We start from the raw sequence: 21,446 nt of genomic DNA on the forward strand, positions 1-21,446 counted from the left end.
CAGTCAGGCGGGACATCACCTCCCTTTCTTCGAGAATGGGGGTCATACGGTAAGATGCCTTTCAAAGCGGCATGCCGTTTCTTTAGGCCTTCCCATGGTAACAGCCGTTCCCCTGTCGATCACAGAAAGATAGTCAGCACAGATTAACGCGTTTTCCAGACTGCGCCCGACTAAGATAACAGAAATGTCTTTTTTTCTGGAAATTTCTATAATAACTTGTCTGACTAGTTCGACAATTAAAATCTGAATTCCTCCCAATTGTTCATTAAGTAAAATATTTTTCAGATTTACCATCAGCGCTCTGGTGATTGCAAGCTGCTGCTGTTGGCCGCCTTTTCGTTTTGAACAAACGTTTGATTAAAATAAATAGCCCCCCCTGTTTAGCCGGAGTCGGCCTAATACAGCAACAATCTGCCCCGGGTGAACCTCCATGCTAAGGCTGTGCTAAACCATCGATTGGTCATAACCAGACGTTACATTCCTGATGGCAGCCTGTTGTTTTGCTCCGCAACCGGAAGCATGGCATGGAAGCCAGTCTGAGGCGCCGCCCTCCACGATACCGAGAACCCGACTATTGCCATTAACTCCGCATCATGGACGGTCACTTCGCTGATCGCCACCGTTCCTCTTAACGAGTGAAGAATTCCGGCCTTCACTGAATCCCAGCTTGTGTCGATATTAACTGTTTTTTCGCACTCCCGCTGGCTTCCGACACTTTCTTCGGTGCAGTACATTCCGTCATCAAAACCCCTTTGTTTGATTTCTCCAAATGATGTTATAAAAGTTTACAACTTATGTCATTATTATATAGAAGAGGCCTATTAATTCAAAGAATATTTAAAAAATTTAGTTACCTTGACCAAATCAGCTTCTTTTTTTGTTATATTTATTCACATCAGAAAAAGCGAACAAAAAAAGACAAGAAACATTTCGTTTCCTGCCTCTTCCGTACGATTAATCTTTATCTGAAAATTTATCCTTGGCTTTCCCGATATCCTTTTGGATTTCGCCTTTTGCCTTATCTTTTTTGCCTTCAGCCTGCATGTCCGTTCTGTCAGCCATATCTCCGACTTTATCCTTCACTTCTCCTTTGGCTTTATTAAAGCCGCCCTTCATTTTGTCTTTTACACTATCGTTACCCATGTTAATTCTCCCCTCTCAATTATGTGTGTACTTGTTACCTTCCCGATCTGAGAGGCAATAAACATTCTAATGTTATTTATCGATTTCGTAGCGCTCTCCGTAACGGAGCACCTTGTATATTGCCAGCCCGTCTGATGACTTTTTCTCCGAATACCGGACCGGCAGCAGGGCAAAAAACACATAATACGTAGAAAAATAGACAAACTGATAGAAAAACACATTCGGCTTTAATACACTGTGTATAATCAGCAGATTGATTGCAAAAATCGTGATGAGGTTAAACAAGCAGCCCCCTGCATACACGAGTGCATTTGAGAATCGATTGTCAATTTTCAACTCTCCGTACCGGCAAAAAGAATCGATAAAATAAATCGTTCTGAACCGTATGGGTCCAATTTTAAGCAGCGTTTTTCCCATGCCTATATCCAACGATCCTTTTCCGCCAAAAATAAAAGCCATAAAGCTGTGCCCTGAAACATGTATAATCTGTACAAGCGGCAGAACAATGAGGAAAGACCACAGAAACTTCACCATATCATTAAAACCAAACATTGAATTCCCCCTCACATGCATATCTGCACCCCAAAACGGCTTTTGTTCAAAAAACAGTGCTGTAGCGATTTTTCCTGTTCTCCCCGGAAATAAACGTTCCGATGCTCCCCTTTTTTTGCATAAAAAAAAACCATCTGCCAGCAGATGGTTTTGCCTCATACTTCATATAAACAATCGTTCCTTTGAATCATCTCTCTCATGCTGACCGCTTTTTCATAAAAATACACCGCTTCTTTATATTGTTCGCGATGACTGAAATAGGAGGCAGCATCTAAAGCAAATTCTTCAATATATACGTACAGGCCCTTTTCTTCCATATAATCAAATACTTCTTGAATCATATCCAAATTGACAGATTCCACATATAATGCCTGCAGAAATTTATATTTTGCCAGACTGAAGAAGTCGTTTCGTTTTTGGGCAATGGCAATCCCTTTTTCATAGTACCGCATCGCGGCTTGGCTATCTTGTTTTTTGAAAAGAACGCGAGTCAGGCTGAAGAGCGCTTTTGGAAGCTGTTCCAGCTGATAATCCTCGAAGACAGGAAGCGCTTTTTCAAAGTATTCGGCGGCCTGATCCAGCTCCCCCTTGTCATCATAGCAATTCCCGATATTATAAAGGGCTGATCCGATCAAACGGGGCTGTCCTTCCAATAAAGCAAGGCGATACGCGTCATCCAAATGCTCAAGCGCTTTTTCATAATTTCTGTAGTCTATGTAGTTTCCTGATATGACGAAATGGCATTGAATTCTTCTGACTCTATAAAAATCGTGAGCCTTATACGTCTCCAGCGCCTGTACAGCGTGGTTCATGGAAAAGTGCGTCTGCTTCATAATATAAAAGACTTCCGCCACTTTAAAATGAAATTCCGCTCTTTCAATTTCATCTTCTACAAACGCAAGCATCTTCTCAGCTTTCCGATAAAAGGATATAGCCGAGATGTAATTGTTCTGTTCAAATTCGTACATTCCTCTAAACAAGTGAAAATAATACTCAGATAATCCGGAGATGCTGTCCTGATTGCTTTCCAGCGTTTTGATCAATTCACGATATTGAAGCTGAGATTCCTCGTGCAGGTCAGGCTTTACATAATCCAGCATAATTTGGTGCCGGTAGCTGATCAGCTGATAATACAGGAGAAGCAGCTGATCCTCTTCCATCTGTTCGATATCTAGATCAATTTCTTCCTTCAGCTTTACGGCATCAGCCACTTGAAATGCTAAAATGTGCTTATACCACTTATTGATTTTCACTCCTACTTGAGATGACGGGATCTCGTACGCGGCCATGCCCCTCCAACCCTTTCTATTTTCTAATTGGTTATATTTTATCATAATGTATGGCTTTGGAATTAAATTTTCTTACAATGATTCCTTCTTTATGCCTATCCTTATATATTTCGGTTTTTATACGTATTTTTTGCACTCGGATTCTAATAAAAAAGCTTACCGGACAGTGCCGATAAGCTTTTGACTTCAAATTAACCGCCAATATAAGACATTTCCACTTTCTTTTTGCCAGATGCTTTTGATAGCGTACGATCGACTGAATACTGATCAATCCGATTTTTCCATACTGTCCCGATCATTTCTGATAGTTCGTCATCACTTAATTCCTGGCGAACCGGAGCTCTGAGGTCAAATCCGCTTGAAGCGAATAAGCAGGTAAACAGCTCTCCTCTCGCAGAAAGACGAGCTCTGTTGCAAGATCCGCAGAATGCATCAGATACAGATGATATGACGCCGATTTCTCCGGAGCCGTCCAAGTAGCGGAATCTGGAAGCCACTTCGCCTATATAATTAGGCGCTATCGGCTCAACCGGCATGTGTTTATTGATCAAATCTATGATTTCCGCCTTTGTCATGACGTCTTTTTTTTCCCATTGGTTGGTGTTGCCTACGTCCATAAATTCAATGAATCTCAGGATATGCCCTTTTTCTTTAAAATAACGGGCCATAGGCAGTATATCTTTTTCATTGACGCCCTTTTGAACAACCATATTGATTTTAACACCGAGCCCCGCTTGCTTCGCCGCTTCAATGCCTTCCAGCACCTTGCTGACAGAAACACCGCGCCCGTTTATCTTCTTAAAACGCTCGTCTTCTAAAGAATCAAGGCTGATCGTAACCCTTTTCAGCCCAGCCTCCTTGAGCCTCTTAGCATAAACAGGCAGCAGTGATCCGTTTGTCGTCATCGCGATGTCACGAATACCCGGTATGCGGGCCAGTTTTTTGATTAATTCCGGCATATCCTTTCTCATGAGGGGCTCTCCGCCGGTCAAGCGGATTTTTTCAACGCCAAATCTTGTGACAAACAATGTCGCAAGCCGTTCCAGCTCCTCAAATGAAAGCAGCTCCTCTTTCTTTAAAAAAGGATAATCCGGGCCGAATAATTCGGCGGGCATACAGTACGTGCATCGGAAGTTGCAGCGGTCTGTAACAGAAATGCGAAGGTCTCTCAGCGGTCTGTTTCTTTTATCCAACATCTGACGCGACTCTGTAATCATAGCTACAGCCCCTTCCTACTCCCTGATTCTCTCAGGGTGTGTATATACATTAAATGATCCGTTTCTGACAAATCCAATCGCTGTGATATTCAATTCTTCAGCCATTTGAATCGCAAGCTCCGTCGGGGCCGATTTGGAAATGACAATCGACACGCCGATTTTGGCCGCTTTTAACAGGACCTCTGATGAGATTCTGCCGCTGAACACAATCAGTTTGTCGCGTACGGACATCCCGTTTAGAAGGCAGTGTCCGTATAGTTTATCAAGTGCGTTGTGCCGACCGATATCGGTGCGCATCAACAGAAGCTTCTCTGTGTCGCAAAGCGCCGCATTATGGACGCCTCCCGTATCCTGAAACGTCCCGCTCCCTTGCTGCATGTCTTTCATAAGCGCCAGACATGCCTCAGGCGATATCTTGATTTGGCTGACAGCCGTCTTGGCTGTTTTGACATCCTGCTGAAAATAAAAATGACGGCCCTTTCCGCAGCATGAGCCGATCACCCGTTTCGTATAATCCTTTTGATCCAATGTCTCAGGGTGAACGAGGTCGACATATACAAAACCGAGACTTTCATCTATTGTAAACCTTTTAATTTCTTTTTGAAATCGTATAACACCCTCTGATGCGAGAAATCCGATGACAAGCTCTTCGATATGCTCAGGCGTACAAACGAGCGTCACAAATTCACTGCCATTCAGTATCACTGTCAAAGGGAATTCCGTCACCATCCGGTCTTCTACTTTGCTTATTTCCCCTTGTTCATAGCGCCATACATCCCTGACCGCAGTTACTTTATCGTTCAATGTCTCTTCCCCTCCGCAATGTTCCTGCCTTTATATTTTTTCACACTCCTCGGATTTTGTCGAATTCTGAGACACAAAAAGAGCCCTCTATATAAAGGGCTTTCACAGGATGTGATGACGGCGGTGTTTAGGCAGGGCGCCTAAGCATTTAGCCGCCGTTCCTTTTACCAATGTGCATTGACAACGAACGCGGGGTTTGTCGACACGCTGAGAGCCCTCTATATAAAGGACTCTATGTTTGATTATGCTGATTCTTTTTCAGAACCGTAAACAGCACAATAGCTGCGATCAAGGTGAGAATGCTGACAAAAAAGAAGGCTGCCAGTTTTAGAAGAACACCAAGCAATATGAATGCAACGGTGGCTATAAGAAAAATCATTCCGAATAATTTCATATGTTCAACCCCTTTTTAGGGTATCATTCCCGCCCAAATTGTTTTTAAACCAATAAAAAAAGGCGCCTGGGGGAGCGCCTGATCTTTAGGTTCCTTACTCAGTAAATTTTTGTGCTTCTTTTTCCCAAGCCTGTTCGAACTCATCCGCACTGTTCGCTGAAATATATTCTCCACCGCCAGCGACAGCTGCTTGTTTCATCTCTTCATTACCCTTGACATCAAAGTTGAAGCCAATGATGTTTACAATCGTATCCACATTTGATGCACGGAGCTTTTCGATTTCTGCCGCAGGGTCTCCGCCGCACGTTTCTTCACCGTCAGTGATTAAATACACCACGTTTTTCCCGTCTGCGTCAAATGCTTCAAATTCTTTTTTTGTGTCTGCAAGTGCTTTGGCAATCGGTGTCCATCCAGTCGGCTTGAGCTCACTCAATGAATTGTCAAACAGAGACCCTTCATATGGATGAAGGCCGTAAATGGTTTCCGTCGTACTGCACGAAAGGGCTTTACCGGACAGTTTATTATTCCCTGCATGCCCGAAAACGCGAAGCATAAGATTTGTATCCTTCGGAAGGAGTTCGGCAAAAGATTTTACTGATTTTTTGGCAATGTCTATTTTGCGCTCTCCTCCTGTTTTTTGAACCATGCTTCCGCTTCCATCAAACAAAACAGCTACATTTGTATCAGCCTGTTTCTCAGCGGCAAAAGACGGGGAGGCAATGGAAACAGTCAACAATCCAATGATACATACCGGCAGCCAGCAATTTTTTCATATAATTACTTCCTTTCTTTTTCATATTTTCCAACTATATGTTGGATTCTTCTTTATGCTAGAATACGAAAATGCAAAAAGATATAGGACATGCTGCCTTTTGTGCTGCTTTCACGATCTGTCCAAAATCGCTTGAAATGCCGTTCATTTTTAGCCATTTCCGCCCAGAAAGCATAAACAGATTGTGTGATCATTCATTCTTTTTTCGCCTTGATTATGACAGAAAAACGGAAATCTGCTACTATGCTACAGGCAGACAGCTAATTAGTTTTGAAGTTTTTGTTACATACAAAAAGAGGCTGACCATCACCAGCCTCTTTTTTCTTATTTAGATAACATTAGTGATTGCTGAGTGAAAATTTTCTCAACATCTTTTTGGGTATAAGCCGGGAAGTATTCACCGCCGCCTACTTTCGCAATTGCGTTCAGCTGGCCTTTGTATCCCTCTTTATAATCAAAGCCGATCACATTAACAGTGATATTGTCTTTTTGCAGTTCCTTTGCGGTTTTAATCGGGTTTCCTCCGCACGTTTCCTCACCGTCTGTCAACAGATACACCACTTTTTCCCCTTTTGCATCAAGCTGGTCAAAAGAAGATTTCGCCTCGTTCAGCGCTTTGGCAATTGGCGTCCAGCCAGTAGGCCCAATTGTATTGAGAGAATTGAGGAAGCTTTGCTCGTTAAAGCTTTGGAAGCCGTATACGTTGCGAATGGCTTCGCATGACTGAACTTTTCCGGAATTTTTATTATTTCCTTCAGAGCCAAACACGCTCATTTTCACCTGAGTTCCTTCTGGCAGTGAGCTCGCAAACTTTGAAATTTCTTTTTTGGCTGAATTAAATTTAGATACACCGTCTATTCTTTTCGCCATACTTCCGCTGGCATCAAGCAAGACCGCCACGTTCGCCGGCGCTTTAGCCTCCGTTTCTGTCTTTTCAGCTGCAAAAGCAGGTGAAGTTAATCCAAATAGCAATCCTGTCATCATGATCAGTGAAAATCTTTTCTTCATGTTCGTACCCCTTTACCAATTTGTTTCTGCGTGCAGATGTTCAACGCTGAACATAATCTATCGTAATCAACAAAAACCGAGAAATAAATAGGGCGGGCTTCCCCATTGCTGTTGTTTACTTTTGCATAGAAACCTATGTTTTTATTAGTGATTTCCACCTAACGCCCCTATGAAAAGAGAAGATTGTCCGCCTTTCGGCTTTCGTTATATGAGTCTGTCGAAGTCTGTCGACAAATGTGGATGACTTTACCACAATCTCAAAGCCTGAAATCAGGAAAAAAGGACTGATCCTTAAAGACGGTCAGAAGCTCCTCTAAACCGTTTCAGCTGCTCTTAGATAAAAGATATTCAGGAACAGAAAAAGACGCCCAATGAGCGTCTTTTTCTACTTTTTCGCCATATATTTATTCAAAAACGAATCTGCCTCAGAAATTTGTGTGCCTTGGTAATAATACTTTACAATGTCATCAACCGTTTTGCCTTCTTTCGCCATAAAATTCGCTCCGTATTGGCTCATCCCCACACCGTGGCCAAATCCTCTCGTCGTGACTGTAATTGTGTCTCCATTTCGCTTCCATTCAAAATCTGCGGAGTTGAGACCCAGCTTTTCACGTATGTCTCTTCCTTTCAGCGTCTTGCCGTTAATGACGGCAGTTGCAACCTGGTGGCCCGGTGTCTCGCCGGTAATCTTCCCTACTGCGCTAGATCCATCCAGCTTGACGCCAAGCTTTTGCTGAAATTCTGCCGCTGTAAAGGTTTTCGTTGCCTTATATTTCGGAGACTTTTTATCCCATGGGCTTTTGACGCTTTTTAAATATGGGATAGCACTTGTCCAATATGCTTCTGCATTCTCTGTGTAGCCGTTGCTTGTGGAGAAAAAGGAGGCTTCAATCGGCTGGTTGTTGTACGTTAAGATTTTGCCTTGCGTACTGGCTACCGCAGCTGTGATTTTCTTCAGTTTTGTCTCATAGCTTGTGCCCCACTGTTTTTTCAGCTCCGCTTTGTTTTTATACACCTGGAACATCTGTGTATCATCCACCAGTGAGCCTTTAGGAGCCTCAACCGCTGAATTTGACACCATCAGTCTGACAATAAATGTTCTGGCGGCGAGGGCCTGGGCTTTCAGTGCTTCAGATTCAAAGGTTGCCGGCATTTCGGAGGCGACGACTCCAATCACATACTCTTCAAGCGGAATGTCTTCTACGGATTGATTTGCGGTTCGATAGACGGGAATAGAAACAGGTGAAGCTTTCAATGTTTCTGCTCCTTTCGATGCTGGTTTCGTGCTGACTGCTGTCTTTTCTGATTCTACGCTGGCCCCCGCTTCCTTATTATGCTGGAATGGTATAACCAAGAGTGTGGGAACCAAGAGAATCAATGCACATAGTACGGATAGTGTGATTGCGAATTGTTTCATATTCAGCTGCCTCCTGCTCGGGATTCGACTCTAGTCTAGTCTATGGGCAGGGACAAGCTAATATGACTCTCGTTTTGGACAGAAACTTTATTTGTCATTTACGTATTCTTTTTTGCTATTTTGCGCATAATGATGATAATACACAAAAAATAAAAAACCAGTATGCCAGAGTGACATACTGATTTTCAAGTAAGTTTATGCATTTAAGTCAGAAACGACTTCTTTATTCTCTTGCTCAGAAGCAGACTCATCATTTACACGTTCGATGTCTGCGCCCAGAGCGGCAAGCTTCTGATGGAAATCAACGTAACCGCGGTCTAAGTGCTTCAATTCAGTAACACGTGTGTGACCTTCAGCCACTAACCCCGCAAGAATCAGCGCTGCACCTGCACGCAAATCAGTCGCTGCAACTTCAGCTCCCTGAAGCTGTACAGGACCGTTAATGATGACAGAACGTCCTTCAATCTTGATATCACCATTCATACGGCGGAATTCTTCCGCATGCATAAAACGGTTTTCAAAAACGGTTTCTGTAATCATGCTTGTGCCGCTTGCACGAAGCAGAAGCGCCATCATTTGTGACTGCATATCAGTCGGGAAGCCCGGGTGAGGCATTGTTTTGATGTCAATCGGTTTAAGTTCTTTCGGGCCGATGACACGCAGACCTTCACCTTCATCCTTAATTGTTACACCCATCTCTTCCATTTTTGCAATTAAAGAGGTGAGGTGTTCAGGAACCGCTCCTTTTACTAATACGTTTCCTTCAGTGATTGCAGCAGCAACCATAAATGTGCCCGCTTCAATGCGGTCAGGAATAATATGATGTTTTACGCCGTGAAGCTTTTCGACTCCTTCAATTTTGATGGTGCCGGTGCCAGCTCCGCGGATTTTTCCGCCCATGCCGTTGATATAGTTTGCTAAATCAACGATTTCGGGTTCTTTTGCCACGTTTTCCAGCGTTGTTGTTCCTTCAGCTAGAGCGGCTGCCATAATCAGGTTCTCTGTAGCTCCTACACTTGGGAAGTCCAGATAAATTTTTGCGCCTTGCAGTCGGCCTTTTACTTCAGCTTCAATGAAGCCATTACCGACTTTGATTTCTGCGCCCATTGCTTCAAAACCTTTTAAATGCTGATCAATCGGTCTGGAACCAATTGCGCATCCGCCCGGAAGTGCAACTCTTGCATGACCTGTACGCGCAAGAAGCGGCCCCATGACAAGCACAGACGCACGCATTTTACGAACATATTCAAAAGGTGCTTCAGTTTGCAAAGCGTATGAAGCATTTACAGTCACTTCATTATTTTCAAAATGCACATCTGCTCCTAAATGACGCAACACTTCGTTAATTGTATATACATCGGAGAGCGTAGGTACATCACAAATTACGCTTTTTTCTTCACTTGCTAATAAAGATGCAGCGATAACAGGTAAAACGGCATTTTTAGCGCCTTCAACTTTGACTGTGCCGTTTAACTTCTGACCGCCGCGGACGATGATTTTTTCCAAGGTATTCCCCTCCGCGTCCCTAAATTCTCTATATTAATATTCAGTCGTAACGATTGGTGTGCCAACCGTAACGGTATGTTTTCCGCCCATTCCTGCACTTCTAAGTGCAATTTGCAAATTCATTTTATGTTTCGAGGTCATAATGTACTCTTCCCACTCATCTGTAAACGCAGAAATAGAAACGAAATTTGGCTCAACTACATGTTCTACTGATCTTGCTTGAAATTCATTTAATAACTGATTTGCTTTTTTTTGCAAAACAATATTCATATTATCATCTAAGTGACCATTTAGACAAGTAAAAATAACTACTTTTTCTTGGAATATCCCAAGTGTCTCCCGTTCAAACTGTTCATATGTATCATTCCAGCTATCCGGTGTCTCTAGACTCATTTGCTCATATAATAAATACGAAGTTGGATTGTGTTTTTTGAGGGTTGTGACAAGCTGCAGTCTAAAAGAAGTACGATTTTTTTTGTCAGTATATGTGCCAATTGCCTTTATCATTTTATCTTCCCGTGCAATCACCCAATCATATTGACGATACTCTGATTTTAAACGTTGCACTTTTTGATAAAATTCTTTTTCGGTCAGTGACATGTTTTGTTTTGCATGCAATGTCCACTTATCTATTGACACATCTTGGCGTTCCATCCCCTCTGCCATTTTTGCTAACGGCGTTAATTCACTCGCATGAATGGTATGGAAAACAGCAATGACGAAGCTTAACATGACGGAAATGATAATAGCGTGGCTTACTTGTTTTTTCTTCATGTTCATCTCTCCCCCTTATCCCCAGTTTTACCGGAGGCAAGAGGCGCCATACGTAAAAATCTTCGTCAAAACTCGAGCTATTCGCCTCAACCCGCTTCTCCCAACCATTTAATGATAATAATGTTCAAAACCTATTAAAATAGATAGGGAAGCTGCTGTGAATAATTGAGATAATCTAAAAAGAAATTGGCAACGGCCGTTCCAATGGCGATTGTCAGCAAAATCATCAGGAGTCTTGCCTGCACGACTTTGCCTTTTTTGATTAACGGATCTATATTGACTGCTTGCAACGCCCACCAAGTCACTGCTATAAAAATCAGGTGAACGACAATGCCGATTGCAGCCTGCTGTCCCAATACACTCATCTATTACACTCCTTTCTCTGCGTTCATACCCTTTCTTATTATATAAGAAGCACAGATAAAGATGATACATTTTATACAGAACGGAATAATCACCCAAATCTAGGGCTAATCCCCGCTTAAAGTGCGATTCTTTTACATGGTATACTTTATTGGAAAGGAGCTGACAAATGTGAATCATTCTTTTTTTCAGCCTGAAAAGCAATATGGTGAGGACCTGCCAATTTTTGATCAGGAATGGGAAGCAATTGCATTCTATTATGATTATAGACAGTCACAGATTGAAGAACTGAATGAATTGTGTCAGTTTTTTAACATTTCTCTTACCTATACGAGAGAAAGCCTTGAAGAGCTTGAAAACCTCTATTTTCAAAGTATACAAGAACTTTTGCTTGCTGATTGGAATCTTCCTATTGAAGAATTCGAGAAAATGATTAGTGTTTATCTTATAGATTGTGTGATTGCCCGCCATGAAGATGCTGAATGGGTTGTAAAACCTTATCCCTATAAAGACGGCGCTTATACACTTGGCTTTAGAAGACATCGTAAATCGTGGCATACAATGAATGCCTGTGATGGTTTATACCTGCGTCCAAAAGAGGATCGCCCGCTGCTGTCGCTGTTTGATTCTCTTGTGCGTTCATAAAAAAATCCTTCTCATAAAGAGAAGGATTTTTTCTTATTTCCCTGCTACATCCAATCTGTTCAAAGCCCGCTGTAACGCAAGCTCAGCCCGACGAATGTCAGTATCATCTGATTGAGAATTCAAACGCTCCTGCGCCCGCTGGCGTGCAGCTTCAGCGCGCTCTTTATCGATGCCTTCCGCTGTCTCGGCAGCCTGGGCAAGGATGGTGACCTGATCAGGACGGACTTCTACAAAACCGCCGCTGACGGCAACCATTTCAGTCTGCCCGTCTTTTTTCAGACGGACAGCGCCGATTTTAAGAGGAGCCACGGTTGGAATATGGCCTGGCAAAATACCGAGATCGCCGCTTTCGGCTCTCACACTCACCATTTCGATATCCGCATCGTATACTGGGCCGTCGGGAGTAACGATATTGACTTTAACGGTCTTCATGCTTTTACCCTCCTAGGACCAGATTAAACTTCTACACCCATTTCTTTTGCTTTCTCAACAACTTCTTCGATACGGCCTACAAGACGGAATGCATCTTCTGGAAGATGGTCATATTTACCGGCTAAGATTTCTTTGAAGCCTTGTACCGTCTCTTTTACAGGCACGTAAGATCCTTTTTGTCCAGTGAACTGTTCAGCCACGTGGAAGTTCTGAGAAAGGAAGAACTGGATACGGCGTGCGCGGTGAACGACAAGTTTGTCTTCCTCGCCTAATTCATCCATACCGAGAATCGCAATGATATCCTGAAGCTCTTTGTAACGCTGAAGCGTTGACTGTACTTCACGCGCAACCGCATAGTGCTCTTCTCCAACAATTTCAGGAGCAAGGGCGCGTGATGTAGATGCCAACGGATCAACCGCAGGGTAAATACCCATTTCAGTTAATTTACGCTCAAGGTTTGTTGTCGCATCCAAGTGAGCGAACGTTGTTGCCGGCGCCGGGTCAGTGTAGTCATCGGCAGGCACGTAGATCGCCTGGATAGATGTAACTGATCCAACGTTCGTAGACGTAATACGCTCTTGGAGCTGACCCATCTCAGTTGCAAGCGTCGGCTGATAACCAACCGCTGAAGGCATACGGCCAAGAAGGGCTGAAACCTCTGAACCCGCTTGTGTGAAACGGAAAATGTTATCGATAAAGAACAGTACGTCCTGTCCTTGTACATCACGGAAGTGCTCAGCCATTGTAAGGCCTGTCAAAGCAACACGCATACGTGCGCCCGGCGGCTCGTTCATTTGTCCGAATACCATGGCTGTTTTGTTGATTACGCCAGAGTCACTCATTTCGTAGAAAAGGTCGTTCCCTTCACGAGTACGCTCTCCTACGCCGGCGAATACAGAGATACCGCCGTGCTCTTGCGCGATGTTGTTGATTAATTCCTGGATTAATACGGTTTTACCTACACCGGCACCACCGAACAATCCGATTTTACCGCCCTTAATGTAAGGAGCAAGCAAATCAACAACCTTAATACCTGTTTCAAGAATTTCAACTTCTGTTGAAAGCTGATCGAATGAAGGCGCCTGTCTGTGAATCGGATCCTTTTTCGCATCCGCAGGAACCGGCTCATTCAAATCAATATTTTCTCCGAGAACGTTAAATACACGTCCAAGTGTTACATCACCAACCGGTACTGAGATTGGCGCTCCTGTATCTACAGCTTCCATACCGCGCTGAACACCATCTGTAGATGCCATTGCGATTGTACGGACTGTATCATCACCTAAATGAAGAGCGACCTCAAGCGTTAAATCAATACCTACTTCGTTTTCACTTGCAGCTGGCTGTGAAATTTTAATCGCATTATAAATTTCAGGCAAGTGACCGTCTTCAAAACGCACGTCGACGACCGGTCCTAATACCTGGCTAACGCGTCCTTTCTTCATCGCTATCCCTCCTGACAAAATCTTTCTATTCTAAAGCGGCTGCTCCGCCGACAATTTCCGTAATTTCTTGTGTGATGGCTGCTTGGCGAGCGCGGTTGTAAGAAAGCGAAAGTGAATCGATAAGTTCCTTCGCGTTGTCTGTCGCATTTTTCATCGCCGTCATTCTTGCAGCGTGCTCACTTGCTTTACTGTCAAGAAGCGCACCGAAGATTAAGCTTTCTGCATATTGAGGAAGCAAAACCTCCAGAACCTCCTCTTCAGATGGTTCAAATTCATAAGACGCCGTTCTTTTTCCGCCGCCGCTGCCCAAATCAGATAACGGCAGAAGTTTTTTCTCCGTTACTTCTTGAGTAATGGCGCTGACAAAATGGTTATAAACAAGGTGCAATTCATCAAACGCACCGTCTATAAACATTTGAATCGTTTGACGGGCAAGATCTTTAATTTCTGTAAACGTTACTTCATCCCCAAGTCCTGTTAACTCGGAAATGATCGGAATCTCCCGTTTCTTAAAGAAATCACGGCCCACTCTTCCGATGGCAATCACCGCATACTCATCCTTAGACTGATGACGTTCTTGCATGGCCTGATAAGCACTCCGTAAAACCGAACTGTTAAAAGCGCCGGCAAGACCGCGGTCAGACGTAATGACAAGGTATGCCGTTTTTTTCACTTCTCTGCTGAGAAGCATCGGGTGCTTCACGTTGCCGGAAACTCTTCCGACGTTTGACACAACCTCTTGGATTTTATCCATATATGGCACAAATGATTTTGCATTGTTTTCAGCACGATTAAGCTTAGCCGCAGATACCATCTGCATGGCTTTTGTAATCTGACTTGTTTTTTTCGTTGACGTGATCCTTGACTTAATATCGCGTAATGAGGCCAAAGATTTCACCACCTTTTCTCTTCATCTGCGTAAAAAGAGAGAAAAAGAGAACCTTTTTCTCTCATCAGCATTCGAGTTAGTTGCTTGGTGCAAATGTGCGTTTGAAGCCTTCGATTGCAGCATTGAAGTCTTCATCAGCAGGAAGGTTTCCTGTTTTCGCAATTCCGTCAAGCAGGTCTTTATGGTTTTGGTCAAGGTACATGTAGTACTCTTCTTCAAAACGTCTGATATCCGCCACAGGAATATCATCGAGATATCCTTTTGTCAGCGCATAAAGAATGGCTACTTGCTTTTCAACCGGAAGCGGCTTGTTCAGATCCTGCTTCAGCACTTCAACTGTACGCGCACCGCGGTTCAGTTTTGCCTGAGTCGCTTGGTCGAGGTCAGAACCGAATTGAGCGAATGCTTCCAGTTCACGGTATGACGCAAGGTCAAGACGCAAAGTACCTGATACTTTTTTCATCGCTTTGATTTGCGCTGAGCCGCCGACACGGGATACAGACAATCCGGCGTTGATCGCTGGACGTACGCCTGAGAAGAACAAATCAGATTGCAGGAAGATCTGTCCGTCGGTGATGGAAATGACGTTCGTCGGAATATAAGCAGAGATATCTCCGGCTTGTGTTTCTACGAACGGCAGAGCTGTAATTGATCCTGCGCCTTTCGCGTCGCTAAGCTTTGCTGCACGCTCAAGCAGACGGGAATGAAGATAGAATACATCCCCAGGGAACGCTTCACGGCCTGGCGGACGGCGAAGAAGCAAGGACAGCTCACGGTAAGCAGCCGCTTGTTTAGAAAGATCATCGTATACAACAAGAACGTGCTTGCCGCTGTACATAAATTCTTCCGCCATTGTAACCCCAGCATACGGTGCCAGGTACAGAAGCGGTGCCGGCTGTGACGCAGACGCCGTTACAACAATTGTATAATCAAGCGCGCCGTGTTTACGCAATGTTTCTACTACGCCGCGGACTGTTGATTCTTTTTGGCCGATCGCAACATATACGCAGATCATGTCTTGGTCTTTTTGGTTCAGGATCGCATCGATCGCAACAGATGTTTTACCTGTTTGACGATCACCGATGATCAGTTCACGCTGGCCGCGGCCGATTGGAATCAGTGCATCGATCGCTTTGATACCGGTTTGAAGCGGTTCATGAACGGATTTACGGTCCATAACGCCTGGTGCAGGGCTCTCAATCGGACGAGTTTTGCTTGTAAGGATCGGGCCAAGTCCGTCTACCGGCTGGCCTAACGGATTTACAATACGGCCGATTAACTCTTCACCAACAGGAACCTCCATGATGCGGCCTGTTCTTTTTACTTCGTCTCCCTCACGGATCTCACTGAAAGGTCCTAAGATGACGATACCTACGTTTGATTCTTCAAGGTTTTGAGCCATACCCAAAACACCGTTTGAAAATTCGACAAGTTCACCGGCCATACAGTTGTCAAGGCCGTGCACACGAGCAATACCGTCACCGACTTGGATGACTGTACCTACGTCTTGAACTTCAATATCAGATTGATAATTTTGTATTTGCTGTTTTATCAGCGTGCTAATCTCTTCAGCTTTGATGCTCACTTAGGTTTCACCCCTTCTATCGATTTTCCCCGGCTAATTGACGTTCAATGCGCTGAAGCTTCCCGCTTACGCTGCCGTCATAAATCCGGTTTCCAATGCGGACTTTAATGCCGCCTATTAAATCCGTCTGCACTTCATTTCTGATTCTCAGTGAAGCGACTCCGGCTTTTTTTGCAAACACTTGTGATAATGGTAAAATTTCCGCATCCGTCAGCGGTTTCACTGAATATACGATTGCGTCTTCTGTTTGACGGGCCACATTTGCGAGTTTGATAAACTCATCTGTGAGCTCAGGCACAATCGCGGCACGATGGCGGTCAATCAAAAGAAAAATCGTATTAAGCACGGACTGTGACAAAGAGCCAAATGCATTTTGGATCAGCTCTTTTTTCTTCGCAGCCGGCACCTTCGGATGGTTCAACACATCATTAAGCGCTTTTTCATTTTGAAATACTTGTTTTACAACAGTTAGCTCTTCTTCTACTTGATTCAGCTGAGCGGACTCATTGGCTATATCAAAAAGAGCTGATGCATATCGTTTAGAGACAGCTGATCCACTCATCGGCTTTCTCCTACCTCTTTAAGATAGTCCTGGATCAATTTCTCTTGCGCTTGTTCATCCAGTTCTTTTTCGATCACTTTCGACGCAATCATGACAGAAAGAGACGCTACTTGCTCACGGAGAGCAGAAACCGCCTGTTCTTTTTCCTTCACGATTTCAGTTCTTGCTGCTTCTTTCAGACGTTCAGATTCTGCACGTGCAGCCTGAATAATCTCTTCTTTTTGCTTCTCTCCCAGTTTCTTTGCGTTTTCGATAAGAGTTTGGGATTCCTGTCTTGCTTCTTTTAAAAGAACGCGCTGCTCTTCAATCAGCTGCTGCGCTTCTTTATTTTTTTCTTCAGCAGACGTAATTTCTCCAGCGATGTGGTCTTCACGCTGTTTCATTATGTTTAATAGCGGCCCTAAAGCGTATTTCTTCAGAAGCGCTAATAAGATTAACATAGCTAACAGTTGGAACAGGATATCTCCGCCGTTAAACGACAATCCTAGTTCAAGTGGTAATTGAGACATCTACTACGGCAACTCCCTTCTGCAGGTTTTTCTTTGCTGATCCAGCAGCCGCACTTGTCTCTTTTCAGCCGGCAAGGCGGGATGCTTATCAGACATAAAGCAATGGCGAAGGTTCTCTTGGAATGATCTTCGCCATTTTTAGTTCATATAAGGCTTTTATGCTTAGCCAAAGAACGCTAAGAATGCGATAACGACAGCGATAATAGGAAGGGCTTCAACTAATGCGATACCCATGAACATAAGAGTTCTCAGTTCTTTACCTGCTTCCGGCTGACGGGCAATCCCCTGTACCGTACGTGAAACAATCAAACCGTTACCAATACCTGCACCAAGTGCGCCTAAACCAATTGCAATCGCAGCTGCTATTAAATTCATGAAAAAGTTCCTCCTTTAAAATGTTATCCGTTTGGATATAATGTTTTAATGATCATGACTGATTTTATGAGACATGTACACCATCGTCAGCATTGTAAAGATAAATGCCTGGATAGCACCAATAAATAAACTGAATGCTTGCCATGCCAGCATCGGCAGAATGGCACCGATTGTACCGACAAGACCGAGAGCCACGCTTTGCGAATAATGGCTTGTTGCTAATCCCGCAAGCAGGCCGAGAAGAATCTCACCGGCGAAGATGTTACCATACAGCCGCAAACCTAGAGTCAGCGTATTCGCAAACTCTTCGATGATTTTCATCGGGAGCATGAATGGAACAGGTCTTAAATAGTCTTTGGAATATTCCTTGAGCCCTTTCATCTTCACACCATAGTAGTGGGTTAAAGCAACAACCATCACGGCTAGCGTTAATGTAATGGCAGGATCGGCTGTCGGAGACTTCCACCAGAGCTCATGTCCGATTGTAATAGAGAACGGCAGCCCCAGCATATTCGACACAAATATGTACATCAGCAATGTGACACCAAGTGCCAAGAAGTTAGCCCCTGTTTTTAAATCCATTGTACTGCCAATAATATTGCGGACGAAATCAACAATCCATTCCATAAAGTTCTGGGCTTTTCCGGGACGGATCGAAAGCGTTCTTGTCGTCAATATAGCAATCAATAAAACAATCACACTCGCCACAGTAATCATCAGAATGTTTGTCAGATTAAAAGTAAGACCTAGAAATTCTATAGTTCTGTAACCATGATTCAAAGGGTTTTCACCTCTCTTCCATTGATGAACGTTTAAGCTGGATAAAGGAATCTATCATAATGACAGGGTATATTGTCATTAATCCAATAACTGTACTTGCCATATGAAAGTATTCGGGATTTTTATAGGCAACAGCCACAGCAAGAATCGCATTGCACCACCGCGCTGCGCTCCCGAGAGATCGTATGGACTTTCCTTTCTCAACAGCTCTGTCAAAAGCATTCATTCTTCTGACGAGCAGTAAAAAATTAAACAAACTGAAAACAGTTCCCAGAATAAGGCCTAAAAAAACGGTTTTATACGCTGTTAAACCATAACCCAGTACATACACTGCCAAAATGAACAATAAATATTTGCGTTGTCTGCTAAATGTAAGCTTGGGATCGTCCATCAATTATCTGTCTCCTGATGAAAAAATAATGTATAGCTTGGATACGGCAAAAATCAGCGGTTAACCCTTAGTAGAAGACCTTTTTTGACCGGCAAAACGGGCCTGTTCGAAAAAATCATTCATCCGCAAGCCTTGCAGGGATGCTGTTTCATTCGCTTAAATAAATCCTCATAATACGGGTTTGCTGAGAGGATTTACATTGAGGATGAGGACTATAATGAAAGCTATGAAAACCTTCTCATAATACCCTCGTTTAGCATACAATAGCCCCTAACATGTGTCAATCTGTTTAAAGTTAAAAAACTTTTTATACTTTACGTCTCCACAGAATGTTCACATTTTCACCTATAATTGTATACAGATTCACCGAATAGCAAAAAACTGGATAAAAAAATGAAACCCCCTTTTGGGGATTTCATTTTTTATTTTGTTCCAAACATGCGGTCACCCGCATCTCCGAGACCTGGAACAATATATCCTTTTTCATTTAATTTTTCATCTAGCGCCGCAATGTAAATATCAACGTCCGAATGATGCTTCTGCAATTCTTCCACACCCTCCGGCGCTGCTACAAGACACATGAAACGGATATTTTTCGCACCGCGTTTTTTAAGGCTGTGAATGGCTTCAACTGCGGAACCGCCTGTAGCGAGCATCGGGTCAACCACGATGAATTCACGCTCTTCCACATCAGAAGGAAGCTTGACATAGTATTCCACGGGTTTTAAGGTTTCTGGATCACGGTAAAGGCCGACATGTCCCACTTTTGCCGCAGGAATCAGCTTTAAAATGCCGTCAACCATTCCCAATCCTGCTCTGAGGATAGGAACCACTCCGAGTTTTTTCCCTGAGATGACTTTCGATTTCGCAGCCTGAACCGGTGTATTGATATCCACTTCTTCCAGAGGAAGATCGCGGGTAATTTCAAATGCCATGAGTGTAGCCACTTCATCTACTAACTCTCTAAAATCCTTCGTACCTGTATTTTCATTCCGTATATATGTCAGCTTGTGCTGAATTAAAGGATGATCAAATACATAAACCTTTCCCATACTGTGTTTCAGCTCCTTTTTTATTGTCCCATCAACAATTACACACTTCTATTGATTCTACAAAAAAAGACATTGAGTTTCAAGAACATCGTCAAAAAACCCGCCGGGCATAAGCCCAAGCGGGTTTTAAGATCTTAATAATCTAATTCTTTATATAAAGGAAATTTATCAGTCAGAGCAGCTACACGCTGTCTTGCTTCTTCAAGTTTTCCTTCATCTTCGTGGTTTTTCAATGCAAGCGCAATGATAGCACCGACTTCTTCTAATGCGTCTCCGTCAAAACCGCGGCTGGTTACAGCAGCTGTACCAAGACGGATGCCGCTTGTTACAAAAGGTTTTTCAGGATCATATGGAATCGCGTTTTTGTTAGACGTAATACCGATTTCATCAAGTACATGCTCCGCAACCTTACCAGTCAGTCCGAGCGAACGAAGATCAACAAGGATAAGGTGGTTGTCTGTTCCGCCTGAAACGAGCTGGATGCCCTCTTTCGTTAAGGCTTCAGCCAGACGTTTCGCGTTTGAAATGACGTTTTCTGCATATGTTTTGAAATCGTCCTGCAATACTTCACCGAATGAAACAGCTTTTGCGGCAATAACGTGCATCAGCGGGCCGCCTTGAATTCCAGGGAAGATCGATTTATCAATTTTCTTGCCAAACTCTTCACGGCAAAGGATCATACCGCCTCGAGGACCGCGAAGTGTTTTATGTGTTGTTGTTGTAACGAAATCAGCGTAAGGAACCGGGTTTGGATGAAGGCCTGCCGCAACAAGTCCTGCGATATGTGCCATATCCACCATGAAGTAAGCGCCGACTTCATCAGCAATTTCACGGAATTTCTTAAAGTCGATTGTACGAGGATACGCACTTGCTCCTGCTACGATAAGCTTCGGTTTATGAGCGAGGGCTTTTTCACGCACGTCATCGTAATCAATATATTGAGTTTCTTTATTTACGCCGTACTCAACAAAGTTATATTGAACACCGCTGAAGTTGACTGGGCTTCCGTGTGTTAAATGGCCGCCGTGGGAGAGGTTCATCCCAAGTACAGTATCGCCTTGCTCCAAAATCGTGAAGTACACTGCCATGTTTGCTTGTGCGCCTGAATGAGGCTGAACGTTTACATGCTCCGCTCCAAAGATTTCCTTCGCGCGGTCACGAGCGATATCTTCAACGACATCGACGTGCTCGCATCCGCCGTAGTAGCGTTTGCCCGGATATCCTTCTGCGTATTTATTTGTCAAAACAGATCCTTGTGCTTCCATAACAGCTTCACTTACAAAGTTCTCAGAAGCAATCAATTCGATCTTAGTCTGTTGGCGTTCACGCTCATTTTTAATGGCGTTAAACACTTGTTCGTCTTGCGCAGGTAAATGTTTCATCAGCGAGATCCTCTCCTATCCGTATCCTGTTCTTTGTTTTTACCATCACTATTGTACATGGTTTTTAAGGCCGATGTAAAAGATTATTTTTAAAAAATCTAAATTTTTATTGGTAAAAACGAATATTAATAACTTAAATTTAATTTAAAGTTCGGAATTT

At 43.5% G+C, this 21,446-nt stretch carries 24 protein-coding genes and 3 pseudogenes; 1 reads left to right on the forward strand and 26 read right to left on the reverse strand.

The window, feature by feature from the left end; all coding sequences use genetic code 11:
• Positions 1–133 precede the first annotated feature (133 nt).
• The 15 genes and pseudogenes from MHH82_RS34530 to MHH82_RS34600 all read right to left on the reverse strand — a co-directional run bounded on the left by MHH82_RS34530 (position 134) and on the right by MHH82_RS34600 (position 11,241).
• A pseudogene (locus tag MHH82_RS34530) lies at positions 134–294 on the reverse strand (hypothetical protein).
• Between the two features lie 278 nt (positions 295–572).
• Positions 573–742 (reverse strand): annotated as a pseudogene (locus MHH82_RS34535) (urea ABC transporter substrate-binding protein); the annotation flags it as partial.
• 212 nt (positions 743–954) lie between these two features.
• Positions 955–1,143 (reverse strand): stress response protein CsbD, encoded by a 189-nt coding sequence (gene csbD / locus MHH82_RS34540; protein WP_003227718.1) that lies wholly within the window; start codon positions 1,141–1,143, stop codon positions 955–957.
• A gap of 72 nt (positions 1,144–1,215) precedes the next feature.
• Positions 1,216–1,695, reverse strand: a complete 480-nt coding sequence (locus tag MHH82_RS34545) for a hypothetical protein (RefSeq protein ID WP_003244390.1) — start codon at positions 1,693–1,695, stop codon at positions 1,216–1,218.
• Between the two features lie 155 nt (positions 1,696–1,850).
• Entirely contained in the window at positions 1,851–2,984 is a 1,134-nt protein-coding gene (gene rapB / locus MHH82_RS34550; protein ID WP_014478242.1) for a response regulator aspartate phosphatase RapB, read from the reverse strand.
• A 191-nt stretch (positions 2,985–3,175) separates the two neighbouring features.
• The gene (gene moaA / locus MHH82_RS34555; protein ID WP_003243488.1) at positions 3,176–4,201 is read right to left on the reverse strand and encodes a GTP 3',8-cyclase MoaA; all 1,026 of its coding nucleotides are present in this window, start codon (positions 4,199–4,201) and stop codon (positions 3,176–3,178) included.
• 15 nt (positions 4,202–4,216) lie between these two features.
• The gene (gene fdhD / locus MHH82_RS34560; RefSeq protein WP_003227709.1) at positions 4,217–5,005 is read right to left on the reverse strand and encodes a formate dehydrogenase accessory sulfurtransferase FdhD; all 789 of its coding nucleotides are present in this window, start codon (positions 5,003–5,005) and stop codon (positions 4,217–4,219) included.
• A gap of 232 nt (positions 5,006–5,237) precedes the next feature.
• The gene (locus MHH82_RS34565) at positions 5,238–5,399 is read right to left on the reverse strand and encodes a hypothetical protein (RefSeq protein ID WP_003227706.1); all 162 of its coding nucleotides are present in this window, start codon (positions 5,397–5,399) and stop codon (positions 5,238–5,240) included.
• 94 nt (positions 5,400–5,493) lie between these two features.
• Positions 5,494–6,172, reverse strand: a pseudogene (locus tag MHH82_RS34570) (vWA domain-containing protein).
• A gap of 52 nt (positions 6,173–6,224) precedes the next feature.
• Positions 6,225–6,365: a hypothetical protein gene (locus MHH82_RS34575; protein WP_014478246.1), complete on the reverse strand. Its 141-nt coding sequence runs from the start codon at positions 6,363–6,365 to the stop codon at positions 6,225–6,227.
• Positions 6,366–6,495: 130 nt separating this feature from the next.
• A complete protein-coding gene (locus tag MHH82_RS34580; RefSeq protein WP_003227700.1) occupies positions 6,496–7,179 on the reverse strand; it encodes a vWA domain-containing protein in 684 nt (227 codons plus the stop codon).
• A gap of 385 nt (positions 7,180–7,564) precedes the next feature.
• Positions 7,565–8,596 (reverse strand): stage II sporulation protein D, encoded by a 1,032-nt coding sequence (spoIID, locus tag MHH82_RS34585; RefSeq protein WP_029318715.1) that lies wholly within the window; start codon positions 8,594–8,596, stop codon positions 7,565–7,567.
• A gap of 195 nt (positions 8,597–8,791) precedes the next feature.
• Positions 8,792–10,102 carry a UDP-N-acetylglucosamine 1-carboxyvinyltransferase gene (gene murA, locus MHH82_RS34590; protein ID WP_003227695.1) on the reverse strand — a complete coding sequence of 437 codons (1,311 nt, stop codon included), beginning with the start codon at positions 10,100–10,102 and terminating at the stop codon, positions 8,792–8,794.
• 33 nt (positions 10,103–10,135) lie between these two features.
• Positions 10,136–10,876, reverse strand: coding sequence for a YwmB family TATA-box binding protein (locus tag MHH82_RS34595; protein ID WP_032727046.1), 741 nt, complete (start codon positions 10,874–10,876; stop codon positions 10,136–10,138).
• Positions 10,877–11,010: 134 nt separating this feature from the next.
• Positions 11,011–11,241, reverse strand: a complete 231-nt coding sequence (locus tag MHH82_RS34600; RefSeq protein ID WP_003227691.1) for a DUF1146 family protein — start codon at positions 11,239–11,241, stop codon at positions 11,011–11,013.
• A 169-nt stretch (positions 11,242–11,410) separates the two neighbouring features.
• On the opposite strand from MHH82_RS34600, the gene MHH82_RS34605 reads away from it, so the two are divergent.
• Positions 11,411–11,884 carry a hypothetical protein gene (locus MHH82_RS34605; RefSeq protein ID WP_003243900.1) on the forward strand — a complete coding sequence of 158 codons (474 nt, stop codon included), beginning with the start codon at positions 11,411–11,413 and terminating at the stop codon, positions 11,882–11,884.
• A gap of 33 nt (positions 11,885–11,917) precedes the next feature.
• Here MHH82_RS34605 and MHH82_RS34610 read toward each other — a convergent pair whose 3' ends face one another.
• The 11 genes from MHH82_RS34610 to glyA all read right to left on the reverse strand — a co-directional run bounded on the left by MHH82_RS34610 (position 11,918) and on the right by glyA (position 21,286).
• On the reverse strand, positions 11,918–12,316 hold the full coding sequence (locus MHH82_RS34610; protein WP_014478254.1) for a F0F1 ATP synthase subunit epsilon: 399 nt from the start codon (positions 12,314–12,316) through the stop codon (positions 11,918–11,920).
• Between the two features lie 23 nt (positions 12,317–12,339).
• Positions 12,340–13,761 carry a F0F1 ATP synthase subunit beta gene (atpD, locus tag MHH82_RS34615; protein ID WP_003227686.1) on the reverse strand — a complete coding sequence of 474 codons (1,422 nt, stop codon included), beginning with the start codon at positions 13,759–13,761 and terminating at the stop codon, positions 12,340–12,342.
• A 25-nt stretch (positions 13,762–13,786) separates the two neighbouring features.
• Positions 13,787–14,650, reverse strand: a complete 864-nt coding sequence (gene atpG / locus MHH82_RS34620) for an ATP synthase F1 subunit gamma (RefSeq protein WP_003244388.1) — start codon at positions 14,648–14,650, stop codon at positions 13,787–13,789.
• Positions 14,651–14,726: 76 nt separating this feature from the next.
• Complete coding sequence (atpA, locus tag MHH82_RS34625) at positions 14,727–16,235, reverse strand: F0F1 ATP synthase subunit alpha (protein WP_014481186.1); 1,509 nt, start codon at positions 16,233–16,235, stop codon at positions 14,727–14,729.
• A gap of 16 nt (positions 16,236–16,251) precedes the next feature.
• Positions 16,252–16,797, reverse strand: coding sequence for a F0F1 ATP synthase subunit delta (locus tag MHH82_RS34630; protein ID WP_072175618.1), 546 nt, complete (start codon positions 16,795–16,797; stop codon positions 16,252–16,254).
• Positions 16,794–17,306 (reverse strand): F0F1 ATP synthase subunit B, encoded by a 513-nt coding sequence (gene atpF, locus MHH82_RS34635; protein WP_003244051.1) that lies wholly within the window; start codon positions 17,304–17,306, stop codon positions 16,794–16,796. Before atpF ends, MHH82_RS34630 begins: the two co-directional genes overlap by 4 nt.
• A 162-nt stretch (positions 17,307–17,468) precedes the next feature.
• Positions 17,469–17,681 carry a F0F1 ATP synthase subunit C gene (atpE, locus tag MHH82_RS34640; RefSeq protein WP_340797441.1) on the reverse strand — a complete coding sequence of 71 codons (213 nt, stop codon included), beginning with the start codon at positions 17,679–17,681 and terminating at the stop codon, positions 17,469–17,471.
• Between the two features lie 45 nt (positions 17,682–17,726).
• Positions 17,727–18,461, reverse strand: a complete 735-nt coding sequence (atpB, locus tag MHH82_RS34645; protein WP_003242621.1) for a F0F1 ATP synthase subunit A — start codon at positions 18,459–18,461, stop codon at positions 17,727–17,729.
• A 7-nt stretch (positions 18,462–18,468) separates the two neighbouring features.
• Positions 18,469–18,852, reverse strand: coding sequence for an ATP synthase subunit I (atpI, locus tag MHH82_RS34650; RefSeq protein WP_003243159.1), 384 nt, complete (start codon positions 18,850–18,852; stop codon positions 18,469–18,471).
• A gap of 422 nt (positions 18,853–19,274) precedes the next feature.
• The gene (gene upp, locus MHH82_RS34655) at positions 19,275–19,904 is read right to left on the reverse strand and encodes a uracil phosphoribosyltransferase (RefSeq protein ID WP_003227670.1); all 630 of its coding nucleotides are present in this window, start codon (positions 19,902–19,904) and stop codon (positions 19,275–19,277) included.
• A gap of 134 nt (positions 19,905–20,038) precedes the next feature.
• Complete coding sequence (glyA, locus tag MHH82_RS34660) at positions 20,039–21,286, reverse strand: serine hydroxymethyltransferase (protein ID WP_041850425.1); 1,248 nt, start codon at positions 21,284–21,286, stop codon at positions 20,039–20,041.
• Between the last annotated feature and the right edge of the window lie 160 nt (positions 21,287–21,446).

Source organism: Bacillus sp. FSL K6-6540, from assembly GCF_038007545.1.